Source organism: Streptomyces acidicola (assembly GCF_009377235.1).
GTDB lineage: Bacteria > Actinomycetota > Actinomycetes > Streptomycetales > Streptomycetaceae > Streptomyces > Streptomyces acidicola.
This window is the reverse complement of sequence record NZ_VMNX01000091.1, coordinates 1-24,592: the sequence shown is the minus strand read 5'-3', so window position 1 is coordinate 24,592 and position 24,592 is coordinate 1. Positions and strand designations below refer to the sequence as shown.

General features: G+C 68.2%; 23 protein-coding genes and 3 pseudogenes. 8 read left to right on the top strand and 18 right to left on the bottom strand.

What is annotated here, in order from left to right; genetic code table 11:
* The first annotated feature begins 71 nt into the window (after positions 1 to 71).
* Positions 72 to 3,392 carry a S8 family peptidase gene (locus FPZ41_RS23240; RefSeq protein ID WP_152865550.1) on the top strand — a complete coding sequence of 1,107 codons (3,321 nt, stop codon included), beginning with the start codon at positions 72 to 74 and terminating at the stop codon, positions 3,390 to 3,392.
* Between the two features lie 183 nt (positions 3,393 to 3,575).
* Here the strand turns inward: FPZ41_RS23240 and FPZ41_RS23235 are convergent, their stop codons facing one another.
* Both FPZ41_RS23235 and FPZ41_RS23230 read right to left on the bottom strand, forming a co-directional pair.
* A complete protein-coding gene (locus FPZ41_RS23235) occupies positions 3,576 to 3,965 on the bottom strand; it encodes an ATP-binding protein (protein ID WP_322620604.1) in 390 nt (129 codons plus the stop codon).
* The gene (locus FPZ41_RS23230) at positions 3,962 to 4,165 is read right to left on the bottom strand and encodes a hypothetical protein (protein ID WP_152865548.1); all 204 of its coding nucleotides are present in this window, start codon (positions 4,163 to 4,165) and stop codon (positions 3,962 to 3,964) included. Before FPZ41_RS23230 ends, FPZ41_RS23235 begins: the two co-directional genes overlap by 4 nt.
* 175 nt (positions 4,166 to 4,340) lie before the next feature.
* Between FPZ41_RS23230 and FPZ41_RS23225 the strand changes: the two genes are divergently transcribed.
* The 3 genes and pseudogenes from FPZ41_RS23225 to FPZ41_RS23215 form a co-directional block, all read left to right on the top strand.
* A complete protein-coding gene (locus FPZ41_RS23225) occupies positions 4,341 to 5,204 on the top strand; it encodes a helix-turn-helix domain-containing protein (protein ID WP_194236187.1) in 864 nt (287 codons plus the stop codon).
* Complete coding sequence (locus FPZ41_RS23220; protein ID WP_152865546.1) at positions 5,176 to 5,469, top strand: DUF397 domain-containing protein; 294 nt, start codon at positions 5,176 to 5,178, stop codon at positions 5,467 to 5,469. Before FPZ41_RS23225 ends, FPZ41_RS23220 begins: the two co-directional genes overlap by 29 nt.
* Before the next feature lie 29 nt (positions 5,470 to 5,498).
* Positions 5,499 to 5,813, top strand: a pseudogene (locus FPZ41_RS23215) (putative quinol monooxygenase); the annotation flags it as partial.
* Between the two features lie 60 nt (positions 5,814 to 5,873).
* Here FPZ41_RS23215 and FPZ41_RS23210 read toward each other — a convergent pair.
* On the bottom strand, positions 5,874 to 6,836 hold the full coding sequence (locus tag FPZ41_RS23210; RefSeq protein ID WP_152865544.1) for a helix-turn-helix domain-containing protein: 963 nt from the start codon (positions 6,834 to 6,836) through the stop codon (positions 5,874 to 5,876).
* Positions 6,837 to 7,025: 189 nt separating this feature from the next.
* Between FPZ41_RS23210 and FPZ41_RS23205 the strand changes: the two genes are divergently transcribed.
* Entirely contained in the window at positions 7,026 to 8,069 is a 1,044-nt protein-coding gene (locus tag FPZ41_RS23205) for an NAD(P)-dependent alcohol dehydrogenase (protein WP_152865542.1), read from the top strand.
* A gap of 80 nt (positions 8,070 to 8,149) precedes the next feature.
* Here the strand turns inward: FPZ41_RS23205 and FPZ41_RS23200 are convergent, their stop codons facing one another.
* Positions 8,150 to 8,716: an iron chelate uptake ABC transporter family permease subunit gene (locus FPZ41_RS23200; RefSeq protein ID WP_265584252.1), complete on the bottom strand. Its 567-nt coding sequence runs from the start codon at positions 8,714 to 8,716 to the stop codon at positions 8,150 to 8,152.
* Positions 8,717 to 8,991: 275 nt separating this feature from the next.
* Between FPZ41_RS23200 and FPZ41_RS23195 the strand changes: the two genes are divergently transcribed.
* Positions 8,992 to 9,375 carry a VOC family protein gene (locus FPZ41_RS23195; protein WP_152865540.1) on the top strand — a complete coding sequence of 128 codons (384 nt, stop codon included), beginning with the start codon at positions 8,992 to 8,994 and terminating at the stop codon, positions 9,373 to 9,375.
* A gap of 158 nt (positions 9,376 to 9,533) precedes the next feature.
* Here the strand turns inward: FPZ41_RS23195 and FPZ41_RS23190 are convergent, their stop codons facing one another.
* The 10 genes and pseudogenes from FPZ41_RS23190 to FPZ41_RS23145 form a co-directional block, all read right to left on the bottom strand.
* Positions 9,534 to 9,758 carry a helix-turn-helix domain-containing protein gene (locus FPZ41_RS23190; protein WP_152865538.1) on the bottom strand — a complete coding sequence of 75 codons (225 nt, stop codon included), beginning with the start codon at positions 9,756 to 9,758 and terminating at the stop codon, positions 9,534 to 9,536.
* The gene (locus tag FPZ41_RS23185) at positions 9,758 to 10,255 is read right to left on the bottom strand and encodes a DUF2975 domain-containing protein (RefSeq protein WP_152865536.1); all 498 of its coding nucleotides are present in this window, start codon (positions 10,253 to 10,255) and stop codon (positions 9,758 to 9,760) included. The genes FPZ41_RS23190 and FPZ41_RS23185 overlap by 1 nt, the downstream gene beginning before the upstream one ends.
* Positions 10,256 to 10,357: 102 nt before the next feature.
* Positions 10,358 to 10,978: a peptide-methionine (S)-S-oxide reductase MsrA gene (gene msrA, locus FPZ41_RS23180; RefSeq protein ID WP_152865534.1), complete on the bottom strand. Its 621-nt coding sequence runs from the start codon at positions 10,976 to 10,978 to the stop codon at positions 10,358 to 10,360.
* Between the two features lie 214 nt (positions 10,979 to 11,192).
* Positions 11,193 to 12,222: pseudogene (locus FPZ41_RS23175) on the bottom strand (alginate lyase family protein).
* A gap of 237 nt (positions 12,223 to 12,459) precedes the next feature.
* Entirely contained in the window at positions 12,460 to 13,182 is a 723-nt protein-coding gene (locus FPZ41_RS23170; protein WP_152865532.1) for a DUF4241 domain-containing protein, read from the bottom strand.
* A 368-nt stretch (positions 13,183 to 13,550) separates the two neighbouring features.
* Positions 13,551 to 14,684 carry a hypothetical protein gene (locus tag FPZ41_RS23165; protein WP_152865530.1) on the bottom strand — a complete coding sequence of 378 codons (1,134 nt, stop codon included), beginning with the start codon at positions 14,682 to 14,684 and terminating at the stop codon, positions 13,551 to 13,553.
* A gap of 145 nt (positions 14,685 to 14,829) precedes the next feature.
* Complete coding sequence (locus FPZ41_RS23160) at positions 14,830 to 15,243, bottom strand: hypothetical protein (RefSeq protein WP_152865528.1); 414 nt, start codon at positions 15,241 to 15,243, stop codon at positions 14,830 to 14,832.
* A gap of 74 nt (positions 15,244 to 15,317) precedes the next feature.
* A complete protein-coding gene (locus FPZ41_RS23155; protein WP_322620603.1) occupies positions 15,318 to 15,974 on the bottom strand; it encodes a hypothetical protein in 657 nt (218 codons plus the stop codon).
* 133 nt (positions 15,975 to 16,107) lie between these two features.
* Positions 16,108 to 16,560, bottom strand: a complete 453-nt coding sequence (locus tag FPZ41_RS23150) for an SRPBCC family protein (protein WP_152865526.1) — start codon at positions 16,558 to 16,560, stop codon at positions 16,108 to 16,110.
* 243 nt (positions 16,561 to 16,803) lie between these two features.
* Positions 16,804 to 16,965, bottom strand: a pseudogene (locus tag FPZ41_RS23145) (DUF4291 family protein); the annotation flags it as partial.
* 303 nt (positions 16,966 to 17,268) lie between these two features.
* On the opposite strand from FPZ41_RS23145, the gene FPZ41_RS23140 reads away from it, so the two are divergent.
* A complete protein-coding gene (locus FPZ41_RS23140; protein WP_322620602.1) occupies positions 17,269 to 17,946 on the top strand; it encodes a GAP family protein in 678 nt (225 codons plus the stop codon).
* A gap of 19 nt (positions 17,947 to 17,965) precedes the next feature.
* Here the strand turns inward: FPZ41_RS23140 and FPZ41_RS23135 are convergent, their stop codons facing one another.
* The 3 genes from FPZ41_RS23135 to FPZ41_RS23125 are packed head-to-tail and all read right to left on the bottom strand — an operon-like array spanning position 17,966 to position 20,846.
* The gene (locus FPZ41_RS23135) at positions 17,966 to 19,186 is read right to left on the bottom strand and encodes a cytochrome P450 (RefSeq protein WP_152865520.1); all 1,221 of its coding nucleotides are present in this window, start codon (positions 19,184 to 19,186) and stop codon (positions 17,966 to 17,968) included.
* A gap of 44 nt (positions 19,187 to 19,230) precedes the next feature.
* Entirely contained in the window at positions 19,231 to 20,622 is a 1,392-nt protein-coding gene (locus tag FPZ41_RS23130; protein ID WP_152865518.1) for an NAD(P)/FAD-dependent oxidoreductase, read from the bottom strand.
* Positions 20,619 to 20,846 (bottom strand): ferredoxin, encoded by a 228-nt coding sequence (locus FPZ41_RS23125; RefSeq protein ID WP_152865516.1) that lies wholly within the window; start codon positions 20,844 to 20,846, stop codon positions 20,619 to 20,621. The genes FPZ41_RS23130 and FPZ41_RS23125 overlap by 4 nt, the downstream gene beginning before the upstream one ends.
* A 550-nt stretch (positions 20,847 to 21,396) precedes the next feature.
* Between FPZ41_RS23125 and FPZ41_RS23120 the strand changes: the two genes are divergently transcribed.
* Entirely contained in the window at positions 21,397 to 22,236 is an 840-nt protein-coding gene (locus FPZ41_RS23120) for an SDR family oxidoreductase (protein ID WP_322620601.1), read from the top strand.
* 114 nt (positions 22,237 to 22,350) lie between these two features.
* Here FPZ41_RS23120 and FPZ41_RS23115 read toward each other — a convergent pair whose 3' ends face one another.
* On the bottom strand, positions 22,351 to 24,168 hold the full coding sequence (locus FPZ41_RS23115) for a glycoside hydrolase family 15 protein (RefSeq protein WP_152865514.1): 1,818 nt from the start codon (positions 24,166 to 24,168) through the stop codon (positions 22,351 to 22,353).
* Between the last annotated feature and the right edge of the window lie 424 nt (positions 24,169 to 24,592).

The window sequence follows — 24,592 nt, the reverse complement described above, 5'->3', positions numbered from 1 at the left end:
AGGTGTCCCCTGGCTGGGCGAACGGTTGCTTCGCCCGGACCTCAGCTCCAGGGGGAGAATTGCGCAGACAAATGAAGAGAGCGAACGCGACCGCGATCGCCATGGCTGCGGCCGTGGCCCTGACGGCGGGTATGACCAGCCCGGCGTCCGCGGCGCCCGAACTCGCGACCGGCTCGAAGGCGGCCGACTTCTCGGCCGAGCAGCGCATCACACTGATCACCGGTGACCGCGTCGTGGTCGACGCCAAGGGCCGCCCCGTCGGCTTCGAGCGCGCGAAGGGCCGCGACGGGATACCCGTCCAGATACGCAAGGCCGACGGTCACACCCTCGTGATACCGGCCGACGCGGCCCGCCTGATAGCCGGCGGCAAGCTGGACCAGCGGCTGTTCGACATCACCGAGTTGAACAAGTCCGCGACCCGCAAGGCCCAGAAGAAGGGCCTGAAGCTCATCGTCGGTTACAAGGGAGCCGCCACGGGGGCCCGCGCCGACGTTCGCGACGCCGGTGACACCACCGTCCGCCGCACCCTCAAGACCCTGAACGCGGACGCGGTTCTCACGCCGAAGGACGACGCGGCCAAGCTGTGGAACGCGGTGACCGACACCGACGGCACCACCGCTTCCGGCATCGCCAATGTCTGGCTCGACGGCGTCCGCAAGGCCAGCCTCGACAAGTCCGTGCCCCAGATCGGCGCCCCCAAGGCGTGGGCGGCCGGCTACGACGGCAAGGGCACCAAGATCGCCGTCCTGGACACGGGCGTGGACAGCACCCACCCGGACCTCAAGGACCAGGTGATCGAGTCCAAGAACTTCACTCCGGCCGCGGACGCGAGCGACAAGTACGGCCATGGCACCCACGTCGCCTCGATCGCGGCGGGCACGGGTGCCAAGTCCGGCGGGAAGTTCAAGGGCGTGGCCCCGGGCGCGAAGATCCTCAACGGCAAGGTCCTCGACGACACCGGCTCCGGTGACGACTCCGGCATCATCGCCGGCATCGACTGGGCCGCCGCGCAGGGCGCCGACGTTATCAACCTCAGCCTGGGCGGGCCCGACGGCCCCGAGGTGGACCCGATGGAGGCCCAGGTCGACAAGGTCTCCAAGGAGAAGGGCATCCTCTTCGCGATCGCCGCGGGCAACGAGGGCGAGTTCGGCGAGCAGACCGTCGGCTCCCCCGGCACCGCGGCCTCCGCGCTCACCGTCGGCGCCGTCGACGACAGTGACAAGCTGGCGTCCTTCTCCAGCACCGGTCCCGGCCTCGACGGCCAGATCAAGCCGGACGTGACCGCGCCGGGTGTGGACATCACGGCCGCCTCGGCCAAGGGGAGCGTCATCGAGCAGGAGGTCGGGGAGAATCCGCCCGGCTACCTGACGATTTCCGGTACGTCCATGGCGACCCCGCACGTGGCGGGCGCGGCGGCCATCCTGAAGCAGCAGCACCCGGACTGGACGTACGCCGACCTCAAGGGCGCCCTCACGGGGTCGACCAAGGGCGGCGCGTACACCGCGTTCCAGCAGGGTTCGGGCCGGATCCAGGTGGACAAGGCCATCAAGCAGACCGTGTTCGCCGACCCGGTGTCGGTGACGTTCGGTACGCAGCAGTGGCCGCACACCGACGACACACCGGTCACCAAGCCGGTGACGTACAAGAACACCGGCAAGGACGACGTCACCCTCGACCTGACCGTGGCGGGCACCAACCCCAAGGGCCAGGCCGCTCCGGCGGGTTTCTTCACCCTCGCCGCGAAGACCGTGAAGGTCCCGGCGGGCGGCACGGCCTCCGTCGACCTGACGGTCAACACCAAGCTGGGCGGCACCGTGGACGGCGCCTACTCGGCGTACGTGACGGCCACGGGCGGCGGCCAGACCGTGCGCACCGCCGCCGCCGTGCAGCGCGAGGTGGAGTCGTACACCGTCACGCTCAAGGCGATCGACCGCGACGGCAAGCCCGCCGTGAACTACAACATCAACCTGGCGGGCGTCTCCGGCCTCGCCACGGAGAAGTGGTTCTCCCCGTACGACGCCTCCGGCACCGTCAAGGTCCGTGTGCCCAAGGGTGGTTACATCCTCAACTCCTCGCTCTTCGTGGACCCGGAGGACTTCACCAAGGGCGCCGACTGGCTGGCCCAGCCGAAGCTGTCCGTCACCAAGGACACCACGATCACGCTGGACGCCCGCAAGGCCAAGCCGGTCGACATCACGGTGCCCGAGGCGGCCGCTGAGTCCCAGTTCGCGTCGGCCGACTACACGGTGGACGTGCCGAACGGCAGCTACTCGTTCGGCTGGTGGCTGGACTCCTACAAGGGCTTCCGCAGCGCTCACGTCGGTCCGCAGATCACCGACGGTTCGGTGTACCAGCAGTGGGACGGGCACTGGACCAAGGGCACCAGCACCGAGTACGACGCCGTCACCGGCGCCAAGGTCAAGCAGCTCGCCACCGGCTACACCAAGCACTGGAAGAAGAGCGAGCTGTCCACGGTGAAGGTCAACCTGGGCGCCTCCAGCAGCGACAAGAAGGGCTCCGTCACGGCGTGGGGCTACCTGCCCGACAGCTCCGGCGCCTCCGCCATCAGTATCGAGCAGAAGCTGCCCGGCACCCGGACGCTGTACCTGTCCGCCACGGGCGGCGTGAAGTGGGGCCTCGACTTCGAGCAGACCGCCGGGGCCGACGAGGACGGCTGGCCGATCGTCGACGCGAGCTACACGCTCGGTGCCGAGCAGACGTTCAAGGCGGGCCAGACCTACGAGAAGACGTTCAACACCGGCGTCTTCGGCCCCCGGATCGGCGGCTCCTACGGCATCACCCGCGACGGCAACACCGTCAGGGGCTACCTGCCGATGTTCGCCGACGGCAAGACCCACGCCGGCGGGTCGCTCTACACCTCGGTGAAGTCGACGCTGTACCGCAACGGCACGAAGATCGTCGAGAACGACGACGCGCTGGAGGGCGGGGGCGAGTTCAAGGTCCCGGCCGGCGAGGCCACGTACAAGCTGACCACGTCCATCAAGCGGTCCGTGAAGGTGGCCGCGGCCTCCACCCGGGTCGACACGAGCTGGGAGTTCAAGTCCAAGAAGACCAGCTCCCAGGCGAAGCTCCCGGTCTCGACGGCCCGCTTCGGAGCGCCTCTCGACCTCTGGAGCCGCGCTCCGGAGAACAAGAAGGTCAGCTTCCCGGTCACCGTCCAGGGCGCGGCCGCGGGCAGCAACCTCAAGTCGCTGGCCGTGTACGTGTCGTACGACTACGGCCAGAAGTGGACCAAGCTCACCGTCAAGGACGGCAAGATCACCGTCAAGAACCCGGCGAAGGGCAAGGGCATCTCGTTCCACGCCAAGATCGCCGACAAGAAGGGCAACAAGTCGACGGTGTCGGTCTACAACGCGTACTACGGCAAGTGACCTCGCACTGATGGTTGTCGAATGGGCCGTCGGCGAACAGGACGGCGGCCCGTTCGACGTAGCCAAGCAGGTTGGCCCCGGCCCCGCTTCCTGGTGAAGCAGGGCCGGGGCCACACGCTTCGTACGCTCAACACCTCCGTAGGAGGACATCACGGCACTGAGCTTCAGGAACGGCGAGGCCGCCTACCGCGAACCGTGCCAGGGTGTGACGGACTCCTGATCCGGTGCCGTCAACTCGAACCAAATGGTCTTGCGGTCTGCCCCTGTCTCCACACCCCACCGCCGGGCGCAAGCGCCGAGGAGGGCGAGACCGCGGCCGGATTCGTCGGTGGTGGCGGCATGCAGGAGCACGGGCAGTGCGCGCGGATCGGGGTCCGTGACCTCGACGCGGGTACCGCCGGTGTCCGTGGACAGGACGCGGACGGTCACCGGGGTTCCCTCGCCGACGTGATCGATGACGTTCGTCACCAGCTCGCTGACGCAGAGGCGGACGTCGAAGCTGTGGTGTCGGAGATGGTGGCGTAGTTCCGGGACGGACTTCGGGACCGCGAGCAGACTGAGTTCGAACGTCACTGCCCGGCCGCCTTCCGGAGTGCGGCGGCGAGTGCGCGGGCCGTGGCGGTGTTGCAGTTCCCGAGCGTGATGAGACCGGCGGGTGGCGCGTACGTGCCGGCGAAGGTCGGGAGGTCCTCGCGGAGCGAGGGAAGCGTGATGCCGTGAAGGGCGAGGGCCGCGCGGAGTTCCTCCACGCAACGGGACATGTCATCGGGCATGAGTGACGCCTTTGCTGGTTGCGCTCTGTGATGAATCACTCACACTGTGGCGTCAAGCCCGGTACCGTAAAAGAGGTTTCGCGTACGCCACACCAACTGCGGATCAGGCGGGGAGCGTTGCGGAAACCGTGGAAGTGGAACAGTCCGGCCGCACAGACCCCCACGGCGGTGAGCAATGGCACGACGCAAGGACATCGACGGCTCGATGAGCGTCCCGACCTTCTACGGCAAGGAGTTGAGGTGGCAGCGGGAAGCCGCCCGGCTCTCCCTGGAGCAACTTGTCGCGGGCAGCTTCTACGGCAAGTCCCACCTGAGCGACATCGAGCGCGGGGAGCGACGGATGCCGCTGGATCTGGCCCGGCATGTGGATGAGGTCCTGAAGACGAACGGGTTCTTCGAGCGGAACTGTGAGGATGTGCGGAGGGCGAGGAGGGCTGGTCACGCCGAGTACTACGAGAAGGCCCTGGAGGCCGAGAAACACGCCAAGACGATTGAGGTGTGGGGCCCCACCATCCTTCCAGGGTTGCTCCAGACTCCCGCGTACGCGCGGGCAGTGGTCAGGGCGACGCACCCGCTGTCGCTGGACGAGGAGGTGGAGGGCAAGGTCACCGCGCGTATGGCCAGGGCCTGCCTCTTCGAGAAGGACCACCGCACGCCGTCGTACTGGGCGATCCTGCATGAGTCGCTCATCACGGACGCGATCCTGCCGCCGCGTGAAATGGCCGAACAACTCGACCGGATCGTGGAGCTCTCCGAACGCCGCCGCATCGCTACGCAGCTCATCCTGCGGAAGTGTGGTCCGCACCCCTTCATGCTCGGTACCGGCATGATCATGACCTTCCCGGACGCTCCGCCGTTGTTCTACACGGAGTCGCTGCACAGCGGTGACACGATCGACGATCCGGCCCTCGTGGAGGAGTACCGCAGGTCGTACGATCTGCTCAGGGCCGTCGCGCTCGCTCCGGAGGCGTCCCTGGCCATGATCAAGGCAGCGGCGGAGGATTACCGAAATGGCAAGCAACCGGATCGACTTGAGTGACGCGCTCTGGTTCAAGAGCAGCTACAGCAACGGCAGCGGCGGAGAGTGCGTGGAGGTCGCGAGCGACTTCCCCGGCGCCGCCCTCTGGCGCAAGTCGAGCTACAGCAACGGCAGCGGCGGCAACTGCGTGGAGATTGCCGACAACCTCCCCGGTCTCGTCCCCGTACGCGACTCCAAGACCCCCGACGGGCCCGTCCTCGTCCTCACTGCCCACGCCTGGGCCCCGTTCGTCGCGGCGCTCAAGGCGGACGGGCCGGCTGGCTGAACGTTCGCCGTTCGTGTTTCCGTGGACGTATGACCACATCGACCGTGGAGTACATCCGTTACCGGATTCCCGAGGAGCGGTCGGCGGAGTTCCTGGCCGCCTACGCCAAGGCCGCCGCCCCGCTCGCGGAGGCACCGCAGTGCGTCGACTACGAACTGGCCCGCTGCGAGGAGGACTTCGAGCACTTCATCCTCCGCATCACCTGGACGTCGACCGAGGACCATCTGGAGGGCTTCCGGAAGTCGGAGCTGTTCCAGGACTTCCTCGCCGAGATCCAGCCGTACGCGCCGTACATCGAGGAGATGCGCCACTACAAGCCGACCGTCGTGCGGGGCACGGGCGCGGGCGCAGGGGAGGGGGCGGCGGGCGCGTGAAGGCGGATGCCCGGACACCTCCCGCAGCGGCTACTCCGGTCGGCCAACCGTGGGGCCCCCGAGAGCGGACGCGCTCCGGCCGGAGGCCCTCGCGTCCGCGCCCCAGCTCGCCAGCAGACGCAGCGCTTCCGCGGACGGTGAGCCCGGCTCCGCGTGGTACGTGATCAGAGCCTGCTCGCCGTCGTCCGGCAGCCGGAATGTCTCGAAGGACAGGGTGAGCTCACCGACCAGGGGATGACGCAGCCGCTTCACCCCGTGGCCCTTCTCTCTGACGTCGTGCGTGGCCCACAGCCGCCGGAACTCCTCGCTCTTCATCGAGAGCTCCCCGACCAGCGCGGACAGCCGAGGGTCGTCCGGATGGCAGCCCGCGTCCATACGCAGATAGCTCACCACGTCGACCGCCTTGCGGTCCCACTCCACGAACAGCTCGCGGTACTCGGGCTTCAGGAACACCATCCGCGCCCAGTTCCGCTCCTGGGCGGGCAGCTCGGACCAGTCCCCGAAGACGGCCGCCGCCATCCGGTTCCACACCAGGACGTCCGAGCGTCGCCCGGTGATGTACGCGGGGACACCGTCCAGCAGGTCCAGCAGCTGCCGCAGCGAGCCCCGCACCTGCTCCGTCCGCGCCGACGGCTTCTTCTTGTGCGCCTTCCCCTTCGCGAGATGCGTGAGGTGCGCGTGCTCGGCGTCGCTCAGCCGCAGGGCGCGCGCGATCGCGTCGAGCACCTCCGCCGACACATTGCGCCCGTTGCCCTGCTCCAGCCGTGTGTAGTAGGCCACCGAGACGCCCGCCAGCTGCGCGAGTTCCTCTCGGCGCAGCCCGGGCACCCGGCGGTGCCGGCCGAAGTCCGGCAGCCCCACGTCCTCCGGCTTCAGCCGGGCGCGCCGGGTGCGCAGGAACTCGCTGAGCTCGGCCCGCCGGTCCAGGGTCGCCCCGGCATCGCCGGCGGGCCCCTGGCCGCCGGCCGGCACGGTCTCGGGCTTCTCGTCCATGCCTCCAGTATTCACGGTCGTACGACCGTGAGCCTGACCCCGCCAGTAGTAGGACCAGTGGACGTACGCAAAGCTGTGACCTGGGCGAACCCTGGTGGCTGAGGCAGGCTGGAAGTCGCGCCCGGCCCGAAGGCAGGCCGGGAGCCCGAGCAGGATGATCCTCTGCTGTTTCTTAGGAGTACCCCCCGCATGACCACCACTGTCGCTGCATACGCTGCTCCCGCGGCCAAGGCTCCGCTGGAGCGCACCACGATCGAGCGCCGCGAGGTCGGTGAGTTCGACGTACTGATCGACATCAAGTTCGCCGGCATCTGCCACTCGGACATCCACCAGGCCCGCGAGGGCTGGGGCGAGGCCATCTTCCCGATGGTGCCCGGGCACGAGATCGCCGGCGTCGTCTCCGAGGTCGGCTCCGGCGTGACCAAGTACCAGGTCGGCGACCGCGTGGGCGTCGGCTGCATGGTCGACTCCTGCCGTGAGTGCGAGAACTGCAAGGCCGGCCTGGAGCAGTACTGCCTCAAGGGCAACATCCCGACGTACAACGGCATCGGCAAGGACGGGGAGCCCACCCACGGTGGCTACTCCCAGAAGATCGTCGTCGCCGAGGCCTTCGTCGTACGCATCCCCGACGGGCTCGCGCTCGACGTGGCCGCGCCCCTGCTGTGCGCCGGCATCACCACGTACTCCCCGCTGAAGCACTGGAACGCGGGCCCCGGCAAGAAGGTCGCCGTCCTCGGCTTCGGCGGCCTCGGCCACATGGGCGTCAAGATCGCGCACGCGCTGGGCGCCGAGGTGACGGTCCTCTCCCAGTCCCTGCGCAAGAAGGACGACGGGGAGCGGCTGGGCGCCGACCACTACTACGCGACCAGCGACCCGAAGACCTTCGAGGAGCTCCGGGGTTCCTTCGACCTGATCCTGTCCACCGTGTCCGCCCCGCTGGACCTGGACGCCTACCTGTCCCTGCTGAAGACGGACGGCGCCTTCGTGAACGTGGGCGCGCCCGAGGAGCCCGTCGCGCTCAACCTGTTCTCCGTGATCGGCGGCCGCAAGACCCTCGCGGGCTCCGGCATCGGCGGCATACGCGAGACCCAGGAGATGCTGGACTTCTGCGCCGAGCACGGCCTGGGCGCCGAGATCGAGCTGATCGAGGCCTCCGAGATCAACGTCGCGTACGAGCGGGTGCTGTCGAGTGACGTGCGGTACCGGTTCGTGATCGACACGGCGACGATCTGACCACCTGGCTGTCAGTGAGGGCCGGGGCCGGTGACACGGCTCCGGCCCTTCTTCGCCCGCTGCCGTGGTATCGCAGCAGCTCAGCCGACGTGGGCCTGGTCGCGTCGACCGGTCGCGCGCCCCAGGAGCCACAGCAGATAGGGACCGCCGACGAGGGAGGTGAGCGCGCCCACCGGGATCTCCAGGGGCGGGACCAGCGTGCGGGCCACCAGGTCGGCGGTGACGACGACGATCGCGCCCGTCAACGCCGAGCCCACGAGGGGGAGTTGAGGGGTACGGGTCAGGCGGCGGGCCAGCTGCGGACTGGTGAGCGCGACGAAGCCGATCGGTCCGGCCGCACCCGTCGCGGTCGCGGCGAGCACCACGCCGAGCGCGGTGAGGCCGAGCTGGGCCCGGTGCACGCGGATGCCGAGCGCGGCGGCCGTGTCGGGGTCGAGACCGAGCGGCTTCTGCGCCCGGCTCACCCACAGCAGGGCGGGCAGGGAGAGCAGCAGCACGATGCCGAGGGGGCCTGCCTGCTCCCAGCCACGGCCGTTGAGGCTGCCGGTCAGCCACAGTTTGACCTGCTCGGCGGCGGCCGGTTGCGCGAGCCGTCGGACCTGCCGTCGCCCTCCGCCGTACCGCCGGTGCCGCCGTCGGCCGAACATCCGGTGAGCAGCACTCCACCGGCGACGGTCACGGCCAGTACGGTCCTCATACCGAACCTGTGCACAACACTCCACCCCTCGCTAAGGTAAGCCTTACCTTAATTTGTCCGAGTCTCGCCTAGGACCCGAGTCCCCGTTCGTGAGACGGAGCGGATGAGGTCGGAGGACGGATGGTGCTCGCCGGAGCGGGTGCCTAGCGTGGGAAGTGTCCTTGAAGTCGTACGGGCAGCGCCGCGATGTCGTGCGCACCCCACTCGTGCCGAGGAGTCTTCGCCATGTCCGTCGAGCTGAACCACACGATCGTCGCCGCCCATGACAAGCAGGCGTCGGCCCAGTTCCTCGCCGACATCCTGGGGCTGGAAGTGAGTCCGGAGTTCGGTCCGTTCATCCCGGTCGAGATCACCAACGGCGTGACCCTCGACTACGCGGACACGTCCGGGCCCATCACGCCCCAGCACTACGCCTTCCTCGTCTCGGAGGCGGACTTCGACGAGATCTTCGCCCGCGTCCGGGCGGCCGGTCTCACCTACTGGGCGGACCCGTACCACCGCCACTCAATGGAGATCAACAGGAACGACGGCGGCCGGGGCGCCTACTTCGACGACCCGAACGGCCACAGGCTGGAGATCCTGACCAGGCCGTACGGCAGCGGAGGCTGACGGTTCGTCCGTCCTGCCCTCTCCTGCCGGTCACCGGCCTCCGCCCGCCGGCGGAGGAGCGGGGGAGCGGGATCGTCTTCCGCCTCCGGGCGGGCGATCCCCGGCCCCCGCCTGGCCGCACTCCGCGAAGGGCTCGTTCTCGACACGTTCCAGACCTTCTAGCCGTCGTCCGCGTCATCGTCCGGCACCCAGCGCAGTACGTCGCCGGGCTGGCAGTCGAGTGTGCGGCAGATCGCGTCAAGTGTCGTGAACCGTACCGCCTTGGCGCGACCGTTCTTCAGTACGGCGATGTTGGCGGGGGTGATGCCGACGGCATCGGCGAACTCGCCCACCGACAGGCCGCGTTTGGCGAGCTGGAGGTCGAGCTCGACGATGATCGCCATCAGACCACCTCGGCGATCTCGGTCTGCAGCTCTGTCGCCTTGAGCAGGAGACTGCGCAGGACGACAACGAGCATCGCGAACGCCACCCCCACACCGACGCTCGCGACGGCCGCGAACAGCGCGCTGATGATGTCCATACCGTCGTGGGGAGAGGGGATTTCGGCCAGGGCCAGATGTCCGGCGGCCCCGGTCGCCAGCAGCGTCGCCACGATCGATGCCCCGATGATGGTGTCGACCCATCGAAAGGCCTTCGTTGTGAAGATCGCGTCGCGTTGGACCATGGTGAGCAGCATCCACACCGCGGCGAGAGCGACCTGGATGCAGACGACACCGATGATCGCCACTGTCACGTAGGGCGCGGCGAACGGGGCGTAGGGAGGGAAGCGGTCGACCTCGTCGGCCGCCATCGTGGGGATGACCACGATCTGACCGAAGAGACCGAGTGCGAACGCTGCGACGATGCCGGCGCGGAGCGCGGCTATGAGGAAGCTGTGCATGCATCGATTATCGATCGCTTTCGATCGAAAATCAATCGATCCCGCCCGACTGATCGATGTCAGGGGGTGAAACGGCGCGGCACGCCCGGCGAACCCATGCGTTCACCGCACCAGCGCGACCCCCGTACCGCCGAGCCCGCAGTACCCGGCCGGATTCCTGGCCAGGTACTGCTGGTGGAGGGCGCTCGCCGGATAGAAGGGGTGCTGCTCGGCCGGAAGGATCTCTGTGGTGATCTCGCCGTACCCGGCGGCGGACAGGGCTCGCTGGTAGGCCGTGAGGGTCTCCTCGGCCGCGGCGCGCTGGGCGGGGGAGCGGGTGAAGAGGATCGACCGGACGTGGGTGCCGACGTCGTTGCCCTGGCGGAAGCCCTGGGTGGGGTCGTGGGACTCCCAGAAGAGGGTGAGCAGATCGCGGTACGACACCCTGTCCGGATCGAACACGACGCGCACCGTTTCCGCGTGCCCCGTCAGCCCCGTACGCACCTCGTCGTCCACGGGGTGGGGCGTGTATCCGCCCTGGAAGCCGACCAGCGTCGTCCACACCCCGCCCGGAAGCTGCCAGTACCTCCGCTCGGCACCCCAGAAGCACCCGAGCGCGAGGTCCGCGACCTCGGAGCCCTCGGGGTACGGCCCCCGCAACGCCGTCCCGAGCACGGCATGCCGCTCGGGCACCTCGTACGCGAGCGAGGGGCGCCCCTTGGGCGCCTCCTCGGGTGTGGGCATGCGCAGCTCACGACTCCGACCGAACAGCACGGCTCCCCCTCGACTTCCGGTACCGACGCTCCAAGCGAAACATCCGCTTCCATTCTCCGGGGCCGACGCGGCCCGGCACAGGGCAGTGATCGGCCGACTTCCCGGCGCAGCGGGAGACGGAAACGGCTACGGCGCCCGGAAGGTGAGGCGCCGTAGCCGCAACGTGAGCGGTGGCCGGAGGTGGTCAGCTGGGGTTGTCCCCGTGCGTGAGGGTCGTCCAGGCGTTGAAGTAGTTGTCCGTGCCGGACGGCCGGTGCGCCTCCGTGTACTTCTGGGTGTTGGACATGCCGATGCCGAGCCGGTTGTGGAGCGCGTTGAAGCCCACCTCCGTGACCCTGGCGAGGCCCGTGCTGATCGAACCGCCGCACAGCCAGGACGGCACGGCGGTGCCGTTCTCGTAGGAGGTGTGGAAGCCCAGTGCGTGCCGCAGCCGGTCCTGGATCCTCGGGTAGAGGTCCTGGCCCTGGATGCGGCTGGTCTCCGCGATGTCCGCGATGGAGGCGATGCCCCAGCCGGTGTGCCCGAAGTCGCGGCAGGTCTCCTGGGCGAGGCCGTCGGTGAAGGTGCTCTGGCCCTGCCAGTACTTGATGATCTCGGCGCTGGTGTCGATGCTGCTGCCCGCGGGCGGCTTGGGCAGGTCGCCGTCACTGGTCAGGTAGACGTACGCGGGGACGCGGGCGAGGAAGGTGCTGACCGCCTTGTCGTAGCTGGTGCGGTCCTCGATGAACACCGAGATGCCGATCGCCGCCTCGGTCATGACCAGTTCCCAGTTGCCGTTCTTGAGTGATGGTCCCGGACCAGGCGTCCATGATCTCGATCGACTTCTTGGCGTACCTGCTGTCCCGGGTGAAGTACCAGGCGAGCGCGGTGGTGTAGGCCGCTATGGCGTCCTGACGCTCGTCTGTGCAGCCGTAGTTGGGGTTGGACGACGACCCGCACTCCACCACGGCCCGCGGCTTGGCCGTACGCGACAACGAGGCGTAGGAACTCGCCATCATGCCGTCGTACGCGGCCTTCCACGGCTGTTGGCCGGCCTGCACCTTCGAACGGGAGAAGTCGAGTTGGGCCCGGCTCACCAGCACGCCGGGGTGGGTGAAGGTGGCCGGCGCGGCCGACACGGCCGCCGCCCGTGGGGCCGGCCCGGTGAACTGAAGACTCAACAGGCCGGCCAGTAGAGCTAGAACAGTGAGCAGTGCGGTTCTGGTTCGTGCCATCCGATGACCTCATTCACGAATGGGAACGCAGTTCCGAATATGGAAGGATTGGTCCGGACCATAAGGATGTACCGTGAACATGTCAATGCATGTGCACGTGCTGCCGAGTCCTTGCTGCCATATGACGCATGGGCTCCAGCCGGCTGTTGGGTGACCGGGGATGCTCCTCGCCTCACTCGATCAAGTCGGCGAGCGAGTGGGGAAGTTCGGCGAGTGCCGGGCTCGCTGGTCGCCGCGTCAGGCTTTGGCGCCAGGCAGGCCGCTGGTTACGACGATTGTGGCCACGTCTCCGGTCTTGGTGCGGCCCAGCCAGACGACGCCGCCCCCCTCTGCCGTGAACGTGACCAGATCGGCTTGCTGCGACTCGTCGGTGACCCGCTCACACCAGCCAGGCAGTTGTTCGGAGTCGCGCGGCACCGGCTGGCCGTCCACATATGTGCGAAACGGCGCGGTCAAGGCAGTCCACGCGCCGGCGTCGGCGAAGCAGCCAACATTGGCGTCGGAGCCAAAGCGGATCTCGCCCGGCTGAAGCCGGTCGATGTCGTCGTCGACCCCCAGGCCCATCTCCCAACCGGCCACGGGGTCGTCACTGATGCACAAGCGGGTCGCGGCGCACGCAAGGCCGTCGAAGTGCTCCCCGAAGAATTCGTACGGCCCCGCCGTCCACGCGATCTCCACCCGGTAGGTGCCCGGGGGAATTCGTACCGCCAGCTCCCGTGGGGGGCTCGTCGGCAGTCCTCGCTCGTAGTCATAGACTTCGTCGTCATGCCACGGCGCGTCCACGACAAGACGTCCGCTGGGTATGCGCATGGTGGTCACCTCTTCAATCCCGGTGACCACGACAGGCGTTGTCGGATCGTCGTACACCGTCCCCAGTTGCTCCCCGGGCGTGAACGCCGTCTCCAAGTACCAGGCGGCCTCCGCCCCGGCTGCCAGCCGGGCGTCCCCGATCCACTCCATGTCTCATCCCTCCGTCGCCGCCCGGCCGGGCGGTCAACCGAGAAGGTACGTGGGCCCAGTGACATCGGCAGTTCGCGCATCGGCCCACGGAACGTGACTGACCGCGACCGGGTCAGCCCGCCGTGGTGCTGCCGCTGCGCCGGAAGCGCCGGCAGGTCTCGGTGGTAGGCGCCAGACTCAGGTCAGCGCCGGTTGGCCCGGGTAATCGAGCCGAGCGACTCCGAGGCCACCTGAGCAGAGGTGCCTTCGCCGTCGAGCCGCCGCTGCCGGGGAGGGTCCGGCCGGTCGGAGGGCCGCTCCTCGTCCTGGTCGTTCGATGTGGCTGAGGCGTGGTGATCCAGGTGTTGGTGAGAGCGGCCGCGGCCTGATCAGAGCACCGCGAGTGCTTTGTCTATGCGCCGCGACGTGCCCTTGTGCGTCACCCATCTACTAAGGGTCTCCAGTTCCGTCCGTGCTGCCCGGTGCCCGAGCAGAGCCAGCGCGACGATGCCCGCCTCAGCCACTTGAGGCGAGCGGGGAGCGTCTCCGGACCGATGGTCCAGGGAGGTCTCGACGAGGCCGACGAGGGCATGGACGGTGTCCGGCCGAGGCGGAAGGAGGGAAAGCATCCAAGCGAGTCCACGCAGCACGTGGGAGTTGTAGGGGTCGAAACGCGCGTTCACATCGAACGGGAGGTGCGGATGACCGAGAAGCGGGAAGGTTCGATCCAGATGGGCCAGCTCCAACCACCTGAGCACTGCTCGTCGCGCCTCCTCTGGGCCAACGGCGTCCAGCAGGGCCGATCCGGTCCGTCTCCACTTCGCCGATGGTGCGTCGGCCGTCGCGGGGGCCGCATGCTCCAGCAGCCGCTGCCACGGCTCTCCACCGGCAGTTGCTTCCTTGAGAGCCGCGTCGGCCCACGGTTCACCGGGATTGAGCACCGGGCCAGGAAAATGAGCCAGCAGGTTTCGCATTCCGGGTTCCGCGCCGTTCGCGGCCGCGTGCGTGCGACGGAAGCCCGGCAGGTTCGCCGCCGCACTTGTGCGCCGGAAGGCGGCCAGGACGGCCGTGTCGGGAGTACGCCCGGCTGCGAGTTCCGCGTCGGCCACTTCCCAGATCCGGTGGGTCGACCAGATGAGGTACTGGTCCCTCAACACCGAGAGCCGTTCCTGGCGTTCGGCAGCCAACAGGTCCCCGTCGAGGCCACGGGCGACTCCGGAAGCAACCATGAGCAGTTCGGTGCGGAGGTATTCCAGATCCCGCCTGAACTCCTCGGCCGACCAGTCGTCTTCCACATGGGCGTACCAACGGGCCCATATGCCGGCGAGCTCCAGCCGGTCCTTGTCGGGCAGTGCCCTCAGGAGCTCCATGTTCTCGAACCCCACACCCGTCATGGAGCCGTTGTCGCAGGCGCCCCGCATGACTGCGCGAGACAGCTCAGGCAGATCGCCGCGCTGCGCGAGGGCGCGGTATTGGGCGGCCTGTTCTGCCAGGACCTGGGTGTTCCCCATCCATCTGCTCATGGCTTGCAGCCTAGAAGGGGCCACTGACATCGAACGTGTCCCCGCCAGCAGGGCTCAGGCGTTCTCCAAGAGAGCCCATGACCCCGAACGCGGGCGACCGACAGGAGTCTGTCAACGCGGCTTGATAACCCATTGCTGGAGGGCGTCACGGCGCATAGTAGGTGGCGTGCAGAGCGGAGTACGTTTCGGCGGAGAAGTCCTCGAAGTCGCCGGCGGCTTCGCACTGGACCAGGCGTTGGAGTGCCGCATCTGCATCGGCCGGACGCAGGCACGACAGGTACGCCTTGGTCCGGGCCAGTCCGCTTCCGCACAGCAATTGAACGTCAATCGAGCAGTCGGCGTCCAGACTGGCGGACTTCGCCTGCCAGATCAGCAGTACGTCGTTGAGAGAGCCGGCGTTGAACAGCTGTACGCAGCAAAGCTTCATCAGCTCAGTGTCTCCGTAACCCTGAGCTTCCTGCTCCAGCCGGACTTGTACCGCGAGCAGGCGTCGTACTGCGTCGAGGCTCGCACCGACGGGGTGCAGACCGTAGCGTCGCAGACTCTCGTCTTCGTCCATCGCCATGCTTTCTCTGCGACAGCAGATGCAGATCGCTCTGAATCACACCATGCCCGGCGGGCGGCACACTTCGGTCATGCTTCAGAGCTGTCGGCGGGGCTGTGATCCGTCACGCGTGTCCAAAGGGACACATCACTGCTGGTCGCGACGGCGATGGTCTGCCCGGACGGCGAGAAGCCGGCTGCTCGCAGTTCCGAGTAGGAGGAGTGGAAGATGTGCCACCACTGCTCGCCGTGCGGTCCGCGGTGGGGTAGTCCGCCGTCGCGGGAGAGCAGAACACGCTCGTGGGGCCAGGCGGGGACAACAACTTCCAGGATCCAGCCGTCTGCTGTGGTGGTGTGAAGTCCTCCCCCGAAGAGCCCGGCGATGTGCACCCTGCTTCCGGCTATGGGGCCCAGCCCGGGGCACGACAGATCGATCGCTTCGTCAGGAGTGCTGTCCTCGGGGTCGGGGTCGCGATCCCGGGCGATCTTCTCTCCCGTGACGGCGTCGAAGAGGCCGTGGCCGTCGTGTGAGACGGCCATCACCAAGTCGTGGCCGGTGTCGGGGTGCGAGGCGAAGCCGATCCCGAGGAGTCCGCCGACCGGGACGTATGCGATGCGCTGCCAGGGCTCGGGCGCCGGTACTACGGGGGCCGCGAGGAGTCTTCTCCGCATCGTCGGCTGGTATGCGGAAAGCTCCGGCTCACGGTCTGGCTTGACCGGAGCTTCCTTCTTCGTCCACTTCGTCACGTAGCCATGATCCACCCATCGGCGGGCTCGCCCAAAGCAGTTGATGCAGGTCAGGGTTCCGGCACATGTCGCTGCTGAGTCCCTGTTCACAACCCTGTTTGATCCACGCCCGGTTGGTGGTTCTGAGCAGGGTTCAGCTCCTCGCCTCATCGGCCAGGAAGACGCTCAGGCTGTCGAGGAGCATGGTGCTGCCCTGCTCGGCCATGTCGCGTTCCCCGGCGGTGTCGCAGGTCTGGTGAAGCACGATCTGCGTGCGCTGGTCGTCCTGCTCGTCGAGTTCCACGGTCATGGCCGCGGGCGCGGGCTTGCCGGGTACGTCCATGCCGACCACCAGGAGGCGATTCTCGGCTACCTCAAGATACGAGCCGGTCAGCGGGAATTGCCCGCCGTCGGGCGTGACCATCGTGGCCTTCCACGCTCCGCCCGGCCGTACGTCCATCTCGACGGAGCCGGCAGCAGCGTAAGCCCACTGGGCATACTGCTCGGGGGTGGTCCACGCCCGCCACACCTTCACCGCGGGGGCGTCGAGCGTCCGGGTCAGCTTGTAGGAGAAGCCGTCGGCCGGGGTGGTCTGCTCGGTGCTCATGCTTCGTCTCCTCGTTCTTGTGCCTGGCTTGTGCCTGGTCGGGACTGTCACACCGGTAGACGCCCGCCGACGCGGAAACTCATCGGTCTGCAGGGGCTTTCCTTGACATGGGTCAGGAAGCGGGTGGAGAAGGGTTCGACTGAGCCCGGCCACAGGGTTGGCGCGCGAACTGGGCGAAGGAGCCAGGAAGAGTCACAGGCCCGGTCTCCACGCCAGAAGCGCTGCACCCTCCTGGATACGTTCGAGAACGTCGGGCTTGATCCACGCCGTCCTGCCCCGCGTCCATTCGGCGGGGAAGCGGTCCTCGCGGACGGCGGGCAGGCCGATGGCCGGGGAGTACGCCTGGTAGACGGTGATCGTGGATTCCGCGTAGGCCGCACTGATCCGGTGTTGCGGTTCTTCCATGGCGTACAGCGTGGGGTTCGCGGGTTCGGGCGGCCACTGAATTACTACCACGCTGATTTACTACCGCCGGTCCTGAGCTTCCGCTCTGAACAACTGCCGAGCTGTCGCGCTGTAGGGCCCACATGCGTGCGCGAAGGCCGATGGTCAGGTCACCTGTTCGCCGCCGGCCGATGGCCGCCAGGTCCGGAGACCTCCACGATGGCGGAGAGGGCTGTGCCCGTCCCAGGGCCAGGCACGTCGGCCTCGAGCCGGCCGACACGGGCAGTCCGCTCCGGATCATCCATCTCTCCCCCGGAGGTCCCTGTGGGGCACGCTGTCGGTGATGTGCTGGGCCTGGCCGCCGGTGTTGCCGCCAGCCCACTCCCGATCGTGGCGATCATCCTCATCCTGGCCACCCCGCGGGGACGCTTCAACGGACTGCTGTTCGCCTTCGGCTGGGTTCTGGGGCTCGCAGCGCTCGGCGCAATCATGCTGGTCGTCGGCGGCACCGGCGGAGCCTCCACCCACAAGCACCCGGCCACCTGGGTCGGAGCCCTCAAACTCGCCCTGGGCGTGCTCCTCTCCCTCTTCGGTGCCCGTCAGTGGCGCCGCCGCCCCAGAGACCCCTCCCAGGCACAGCTTCCGAAGTGGATGGCGGCGATCGACCGCTTCACTCCCGTCAAGATCCTCGGCCTGGCGCTGCTGCTCTCGGCGGCCAACCTCAAGAACGCGCCCCTGACCATCGCCGCGGGCGCCTCGATCAGCTCCGCCGGGCTCCCCGTGCCACAGCAGATCGGAACACTCGCGATCTTCGTGGTCATCGCCTCCCTCGGAGTGCTCGCACCACTCGCCGTCTACCTGGTCATGGGCGAACGTGCCAAAAGCATCCTCGGCAACTGGCGGGACTGGGCCGCGCAGCACAACGACGCCGTCCTGGCCGTCCTCTTCTTCGTGCTCGGCCTCAAGCTCCTCGGCGACGGCATCAGCATCCTCGCCACCTGAGAACCTGCGCGCTTTCGGGTCAGCCGCCACCCTGCTCGACGTGAAGGTGGATCGGACCACGAAGAACGGGGCTGCGCCGGTACGGAGGCGGATCGGTGACCAGCCTGGGCCGATCGAGGCGGCGTACCAGCTCGGTCAGCGCGATCTGGGTCTCCCGCCGGGCCAACGGGCCGCCGAAGCACAGATGGATGCCGCTGCCGAATCCCAGGTGCTCGTTGTCACGCCGATCGGGGTCGAAGCGGTCGGGATCGTGGAAGCGGTTCGGGTCGCGGCTGCCCGAGGCCAGCATCAGCATGATCTGCGAGCCCTTGGGGATGACGGTGTCGGCGACGGTGATGTCGCTGTACGCCGCCCGCCAGGGAATGATGTGCACGGGCGGCTCGTAACGCAGCAGTTCCTCTACCAGCGGCACGACCAGGCCCGGTTCGTTGCGCAGTCGCTGCAGGACCTGGGGGTGGCGCAGCAGCGTCAGCATGCCGTTGGTGATGAGGTTGACGGTGGTCTCGTGGCCGGCGATGAGGAGCAGGTGGGCGGTGCTGACGATTTCGTCGTCGGTCATTCGCCCGTCCGGCCCGTCGTCGTTGGCCAGCCGCGACAACAGGTCGTCGGTAGGCCGGGCGTGTCGTTGTTCCAGCAGCCCGCCGAGGTACTGGTGCAGGTCTTTGGTGGCCTGCACGCCGTTGTCGAGTTTTTCCTTCGGGTCGGTCTTGGGGTCGTAGTCGATCGAGTTGACGATGGCGTCCACCCACACGTGGAACCTCGGTTCGTCCTCGCGGGGCACGCCGAGCACGTGGCAGATCACAGTGACGGGGAACGGGTAGGCGAAATCGTCGACGATGTCGATCTGCCCTTTGCCCGCGAACCCGTCGGCCAGACTGCTGACGGTGGCGGTCAGGGCGGGTTCCAGGCCGGTCACCAGCCCCGGGGTGTGCGGGGGGCCGAAATGGCGCATCGCCAAACGGCGCAGGCGGTCGTGCTCGGGCGGGTCGAGGTTGATGAACGACGGCGTGGTGCGTTCCTCGTACAGGGGCATCGGATGCGCCAGATTGCGGACGTCGGAGCTCAGGTGCGGGTTGTGCAGTATGCCCGTGAGCTCGCGATACGTGCTGATGACGTAGCTGCCGTCCTCCTGCCGGGCCACCGGCGTCCTGCGCAGCTCGGCGTACAGCGGATACGGGTCGGCCCGGGAGGAGTAGTCGAGAATCCGGCGCAGCGTGTCGGGCCTCTGGATCGTGGTCATCTCGCTTTCCTCCTGTTCCCTTCCCTCCTACGGGTGCTGCTGCCCTACGGGTGCTGCTGCGCGGACGTGACGCGCCGCTCACCCGGGTCATGACCGGTGACGACCACGGTGGCGCCCTCGGCGAGCAGGGTGGGGCCGGGGAAGTCGACGGGCACCGGTTTCATGTCCACAGGCTGGTCGGGCGTGGGGCAGGGCGGCGGGAAAGGTGCGGCCGTCTCGATCAGCCGCCGGTAGTGGTCCAGCCACTTCGCGTTGTCGAAGCTCACCGCCGCGGTGACGCGGCCCCGATAGCCGTATGAGGCGACGAAACGGTGGTCGGACACCGACCCCTGGGTGACGGCCACCTCGTCGGCGAAGGTCGGCACGCCGACGGACTTGATGTTGACGCCGAACTGGATCGACCAGAACAGCGGGATGGACAGGTGCGGCCAGCGGTCCGCCTGGCCACTGACCATGTTGTGCGCCGCGACCTCGGCCTGCTCCACGGCGTTGACCCAGTGCTCCAGCGAGATGAGCCGGTACTCGTAGACCGGGTTCGGGCAGCGTGCCACGTCTCCGGCGACGAAGACGTCGTCGGTGACCAGGCCGTTGAGGTCGAGGGCGCGACAGCCCGTGTCGCAGGCGATGCCCCAGACGCCCGCCGCCAGTCCCGAATCCCGCAGCCACTCGGTGTTGCGGATGCCCCCGAGCGCCACCACCGCCACATCGGCGTCGACCGTGCTGCCGTCGTCGAAGTGAGCACGGCGGAGCCGCCCCTGAGCGTCGCCCTCCAGTTGGGTGACCTTGACGCCACAACGCAGGTCGACACCGTGAGCGCGCTGCATGTCCGCCGCGACCTCGCCGATCATCGCGCCGAGCGCCCCGACCAGCGGGGCCGGCGCGCGTTCGGCGACGGTCACGGGGATGTCCCGCTCACGGCAGACGGAGGCGATCTCGGAGCCGGTGAATCCCGCACCGATGACCAGCACACGGGAGGGCCCGGCGGCGAGGGCTTGCCGCAGGCTCTCGGCGTGCTCGCGCGTACGGACGACGAACACGCCGTCCAGGGCTGCCTCGCTCTCCACGAACCAGGGCCGGGCCCGTACCCCGGTAGAGATCAGCACTCGGTCGAAGGGGACCTCGCGTCCGTCGGCGAGACGGACATGGTTGGTCGCCAGGTCCAGCCCGCCGGCGGGCACACCCAGCAGCCACTCCGCATCGATGTCACGACGTCGCGGCAGCGTGGTGTCCCCGGCCGGTACCCACCCGGTCAGTACCTGCTTGGACAAGGGGGGCCGGTCGTAGGGCTCGCCCAACTCGTCGCCGATCATGGTCAACGATCCGGTGAAGCCCTCGGCGCGCAGAGCCTCCGCGGCCCTCAGTCCCGCCAGTGAGGCCCCGACGACCACGATGCGGCCGTCGCGCTTGAACGCTCGCAGGTTGTCGGCGCTGGTCATGACCCCGACGCCTCCACCGGTGCGTCCCGCCCCTCCAACTGGTCGACCAGAATCGCCTGGACCGGGCAGGCCGCCGCGGCGCGTAGCACCTGGTCGCGCCGGGCGTCATCAGGGCTCGGGTCGTACATCAGCGCTTCCTCGCCATGCATCCGGAACGCGTCCGGAGCCAGGAACGCGCACTGCGCATACCCTTCACATCGGGAAAGATCAACGACAATTCTCATCCCGACCTCCCGCAGGTACTGCGAGCTGCGGACCCTGAAGCCGGCGCTACTCCGGCGCGCAAAGCGCGAGACGGGCTGGCGGAGAGGGAATGGGCCGTTGCCCATCTCTGCCTGCGAACTGCGAGGGGGTGCACCGCGCTCGGCGGGTCTCCGCAGAAAGAATTGATCACCGCGTACAAGACGTACAAGACGTACAAGGCGCACAAGGCGTACAGCCACACAAAGCGAGGCAATCGGCGTCTGCAAAACCGCCTAGATCCTGATTTTCCTCTCAATCAGGCTATCCCGCGCACACATCGCCCGCACCCCGTAAGAGCGCCCGCACCCCTGGGGGAGTCGTCCGCGGGAGGGGGAGAGGGGGGCGTCCTGTCGATGGGCGGCGGAGCCACCTGCCCTCCGGGCCCGGCCGTCTTCGACCGATCGGCGCAATCTGCCCACGTCCGGCGTGTGGTCCGGGCCTCCGGATGATTCGGTGGCGACAGGAGCCGACCCGACCCGAACCCGACCCGCATTGGGCCATGAGGTCAGCCAGTTGAGGAGGAGAACCGGCGTGAGCGTGACTCAGGAAGCCACCCAGGGCGTCATCCCCGCCCAGCTGCTGAAAGGCCAGAAGGCACTCGTCACCGGCGGGAACTCGGGCATCGGCAGGGCGACGGCCATCGGCCTGGGGCGCGCCGGAGCCGACGTGGTCGTGAACTACGTCGCCGGGCGCGAGCAGGCCGAGCAGGTCGTCGAGGAGATCTCCGGGTTCGGAGTGCGTGCGGCGGCGTACGAGGCGGATGTGTCCCAGGAGAACCAGGTCGTCGCGATGATCGAGCGGATGACTCAGGAGTTCGGGACCATCGACATCCTCGTGGCCAACGCCGGGCTGCAGCGCGACGCTCCGCTCACGGAGATGACGATGGCCCAGTGGCAGAAGGTGCTGGACGTCAACCTCACCGGCCAGTTCCTGTGCGCGCGCGAGGCGGCGAAGGAGTTTCTGAGGCGGGGGGTCGTCCCCGAGGTGTCGCGTGCGGCCGGGAAGATCATCTGTATGAGCTCGGTGCACCAGCTCATCCCTTGGGCCGGCCACGTCAACTACGCGGCCTCCAAGGGCGGCGTGCAGATGATGATGGAGACGCTCGCCCAGGAGCTCGCGCCCCACCGGATCAGGGTCAACGCAATCGCCCCAGGAGCGATCAGGACGCCCATCAACCGCAGCGCCTGGGACACTCCCAATGCGGAGAAGGACCTGTTGCAGCTGATTCCGTACGGGCGGGTCGGTGATCCCGAGGACATCGCCCGCGCCGCCGTCGGGCTTGCCTCGGACCTCATGGACTACGTGGTGGGCGCCACTCTGTACGTGGACGGCGGCATGACCCTCTTCCCCGGTTTCGCCACCGGCGGCTGAACCGCTGCGCGACCTCGGGCGGCACGCTCCGACTCATTTCGTTGGGAGTTCTCAGCCGTCATGCTCAGCCGTCGTGCTCAGCAGCCGTTCAGCCGTGGTTCTCCGCCGTGGTTCTCAGTCGCGCTGCTGGTCGAGGGCGTCGTCCAGGGTGGTGGCGGCCATGATCAGCGACAGGTGTGTGAAGGCCTGCGGGAAGTTGCCCAACTGCTCGCCAGTGGGGCCGATCTCCTCAGCGAACAGGCCGACGTGGTTGGCATAGGTCTGCATCTTCTCGAAGGCATAGCGCGCCGGACGGATCCGGCCGGCACGGGCGAGAGCATCCACGTAGAGGAAGGTGCAGAGGCTGAAGGTGCCTTCGGAGCCCTGCAGACCGTCCGGAGAGGCCGCGGGGTCGTAGCGGTAGACGAGGCTGTCCGACACCAGCGTGCGCTCCATCGCGTCCAGGGTCGACAGCCAGCTCACCGTCCTGGGCGCCAGGAACCCGAGGCGCGGGACGAGCAGCAGCGAAGCGTCGAGGACATCACCTCCGTAGTGCTGGACGAGGGCCTGCTCCTTCTCGTTCCAGCCCCGCTGCATCACCTGTTCGAGGATCGCGTCGCGAGCCGCGGTCCAACGAGGGGCATCGGCGGGACGGCTGTACTCGCGCGCCAGGCGCAGCCCCCGGTCCAGGGCCACCCACGCCATGATCCGGCTGAAGGTGAAGTCCTGGCGCCCGCCACGGGTCTCCCAGATGCCCTCGTCGGGGCGGTCCCAGGAATCGGCGAGCCAGTCCAGCGTCCGGGCGAGGTTCTTCCAGCCGTGGTAGCTGCTTCCCATGGCGATCTCACGCCCCTCCGACAGGGCGTAGAGCGCCTCCCCATAGATGTCCAGCTGCAGCTGATCGGCCGCCGCGTTCCCCGCTCTCACCGGATACGAACCGCGATAGCCCTCGAAGTGCGGGAGAACCTCCTCCGGCAGCTCGGGGTCCCCGTCGACGCGGTACATGATCTGCAGCGGTTCGCCGTCGATGCGCTCCCGGGCCTGGAGACGGTCACCCAGCCAGTGCGTGAACTGCGCGGCCTCCTCGGCGAACCCCAGATCGAGGAGGGCGCGCACGGACAGGGAGCCGTCGCGTACCCAGGTGTAGCGGTAGTCCCAGTTGCGTTCACCGCCCACCTGCTCGGGCAGGCCCATGGTGGCGGCGGCGACGGGGGCACCCGTGGGTGCGTAGGTGAGCAGCTTGAGCGTGATGGCCGAGCGGTGCACCACATATGGCCACCGGCCGCGGTACCGGGAGGAGCGCACCCAGTGCTGCCAGAAGTCCACCACGTCCCAGAACTGCTCCATCGCATGGCCCGGGTCGACCGGCGGCGGCGTGTCGCCATCGGGCCCGCCGACGGTAAACACAGCCACGGCCAGCTCACCTGGCCTCAAGGTCACCTCACCCCGCATGTCCGTGCCGTCCGGCTGCAGGGGGAAGGTGCTCTGCAGGTAGGCGGTGACATTCGGTGCCCGGAACGTGGCGGTACCGTCCCGCACGTCGAGGTGGTGAGTGGCCCGGCCATAGTCGAACCGCGGACGGCACTCCAGAGTGAAGTGCACCGTTCCGCGCACGGCTCGCGCGCCGCGCAGCAGCACATGTCTGTCCGTGGGGGTGCCGGTGCGGTCCGGTGGCATGCAGTCGAAAATCTCGCCGACCCCGTCCGGCGACATGAACCGCGTCACCAGAACCGCGGTGTCGGGGTAGTAGAGCTGCTTGCAGATGGTGTTCCGGTCCTCCGGCGCCAACAGGAAGTAGCCGCCGCGGTCGTGATCGAGCAGGGCAGCGAAGACACTGGGCGAGTCGAACCGGGGAGCCGCGAACCAGTCGACGACTCCCTGGGACGAGACCAGAGCAGCGGTCTGCAGGTCGCCGACGAGGCCGTGGTCGGCGATGGGCGGGTAGCGTTCCATGATCATCTCGCCTCCCTGATGCCCCTGAGGCCCTTGCCCCCACTGTTGATGCCCCTGCTCCTACTGTCCGCCCTGTGCGACGCGGGTGCCACGGGACGCGGAACGAGGGCGCCGCGACGGAGAGCGGCGGCGGCACCGCCGTGCGGACAGCCGGTGCCACGGTTCTTCAGTACCTACGGAAGAACCTACGGAAGAACCTACGGAAGAACCTACGGAAGATGCCCGTCGGGCAAGACGCTTCCCAGTTCGTCTCGACCGGGTCACCCAGCTTGACCCTGTTCCAGCGGGGCGGTGATGTCGACGCCGCGGTAGCCGTATGTGGAGTAGGGCTCTCCGGATGAGGCACCGCCGGGGTGGGGGTGGGCAACAGGCCGGTGCGCTCCTCGTGCTGGCCGGTGGTTGGCGACCGCCGGGCGGGTTGGGC

Coding starts and splice junctions, on each gene's coding strand:
- FPZ41_RS23240 (WP_152865550.1), top strand. CDS start 72: ATGAAGAGAGCGAACGCGACCGCGATCGCCATGGCTGCGGCCGTGGCC.
- FPZ41_RS23230 (WP_152865548.1), bottom strand. CDS start 4,165: ATGCCCGATGACATGTCCCGTTGCGTGGAGGAACTCCGCGCGGCCCTC.
- FPZ41_RS23225 (WP_194236187.1), top strand. CDS start 4,341: ATGGCACGACGCAAGGACATCGACGGCTCGATGAGCGTCCCGACCTTC.
- FPZ41_RS23220 (WP_152865546.1), top strand. CDS start 5,176: ATGGCAAGCAACCGGATCGACTTGAGTGACGCGCTCTGGTTCAAGAGC.
- FPZ41_RS23210 (WP_152865544.1), bottom strand. CDS start 6,836: ATGGACGAGAAGCCCGAGACCGTGCCGGCCGGCGGCCAGGGGCCCGCC.
- FPZ41_RS23205 (WP_152865542.1), top strand. CDS start 7,026: ATGACCACCACTGTCGCTGCATACGCTGCTCCCGCGGCCAAGGCTCCG.
- FPZ41_RS23200 (WP_265584252.1), bottom strand. CDS start 8,716: ATGTTCGGCCGACGGCGGCACCGGCGGTACGGCGGAGGGCGACGGCAG.
- FPZ41_RS23195 (WP_152865540.1), top strand. CDS start 8,992: ATGTCCGTCGAGCTGAACCACACGATCGTCGCCGCCCATGACAAGCAG.
- FPZ41_RS23190 (WP_152865538.1), bottom strand. CDS start 9,758: ATGGCGATCATCGTCGAGCTCGACCTCCAGCTCGCCAAACGCGGCCTG.
- FPZ41_RS23185 (WP_152865536.1), bottom strand. CDS start 10,255: ATGCACAGCTTCCTCATAGCCGCGCTCCGCGCCGGCATCGTCGCAGCG.
- msrA (WP_152865534.1), bottom strand. CDS start 10,978: ATGCCCACACCCGAGGAGGCGCCCAAGGGGCGCCCCTCGCTCGCGTAC.
- FPZ41_RS23170 (WP_152865532.1), bottom strand. CDS start 13,182: ATGGAGTGGATCGGGGACGCCCGGCTGGCAGCCGGGGCGGAGGCCGCC.
- FPZ41_RS23165 (WP_152865530.1), bottom strand. CDS start 14,684: ATGAGCAGATGGATGGGGAACACCCAGGTCCTGGCAGAACAGGCCGCC.
- FPZ41_RS23160 (WP_152865528.1), bottom strand. CDS start 15,243: ATGGACGAAGACGAGAGTCTGCGACGCTACGGTCTGCACCCCGTCGGT.
- FPZ41_RS23150 (WP_152865526.1), bottom strand. CDS start 16,560: ATGAGCACCGAGCAGACCACCCCGGCCGACGGCTTCTCCTACAAGCTG.
- FPZ41_RS23135 (WP_152865520.1), bottom strand. CDS start 19,186: ATGACCACGATCCAGAGGCCCGACACGCTGCGCCGGATTCTCGACTAC.
- FPZ41_RS23130 (WP_152865518.1), bottom strand. CDS start 20,622: ATGACCAGCGCCGACAACCTGCGAGCGTTCAAGCGCGACGGCCGCATC.
- FPZ41_RS23125 (WP_152865516.1), bottom strand. CDS start 20,846: ATGAGAATTGTCGTTGATCTTTCCCGATGTGAAGGGTATGCGCAGTGC.
- FPZ41_RS23115 (WP_152865514.1), bottom strand. CDS start 24,168: ATGGAACGCTACCCGCCCATCGCCGACCACGGCCTCGTCGGCGACCTG.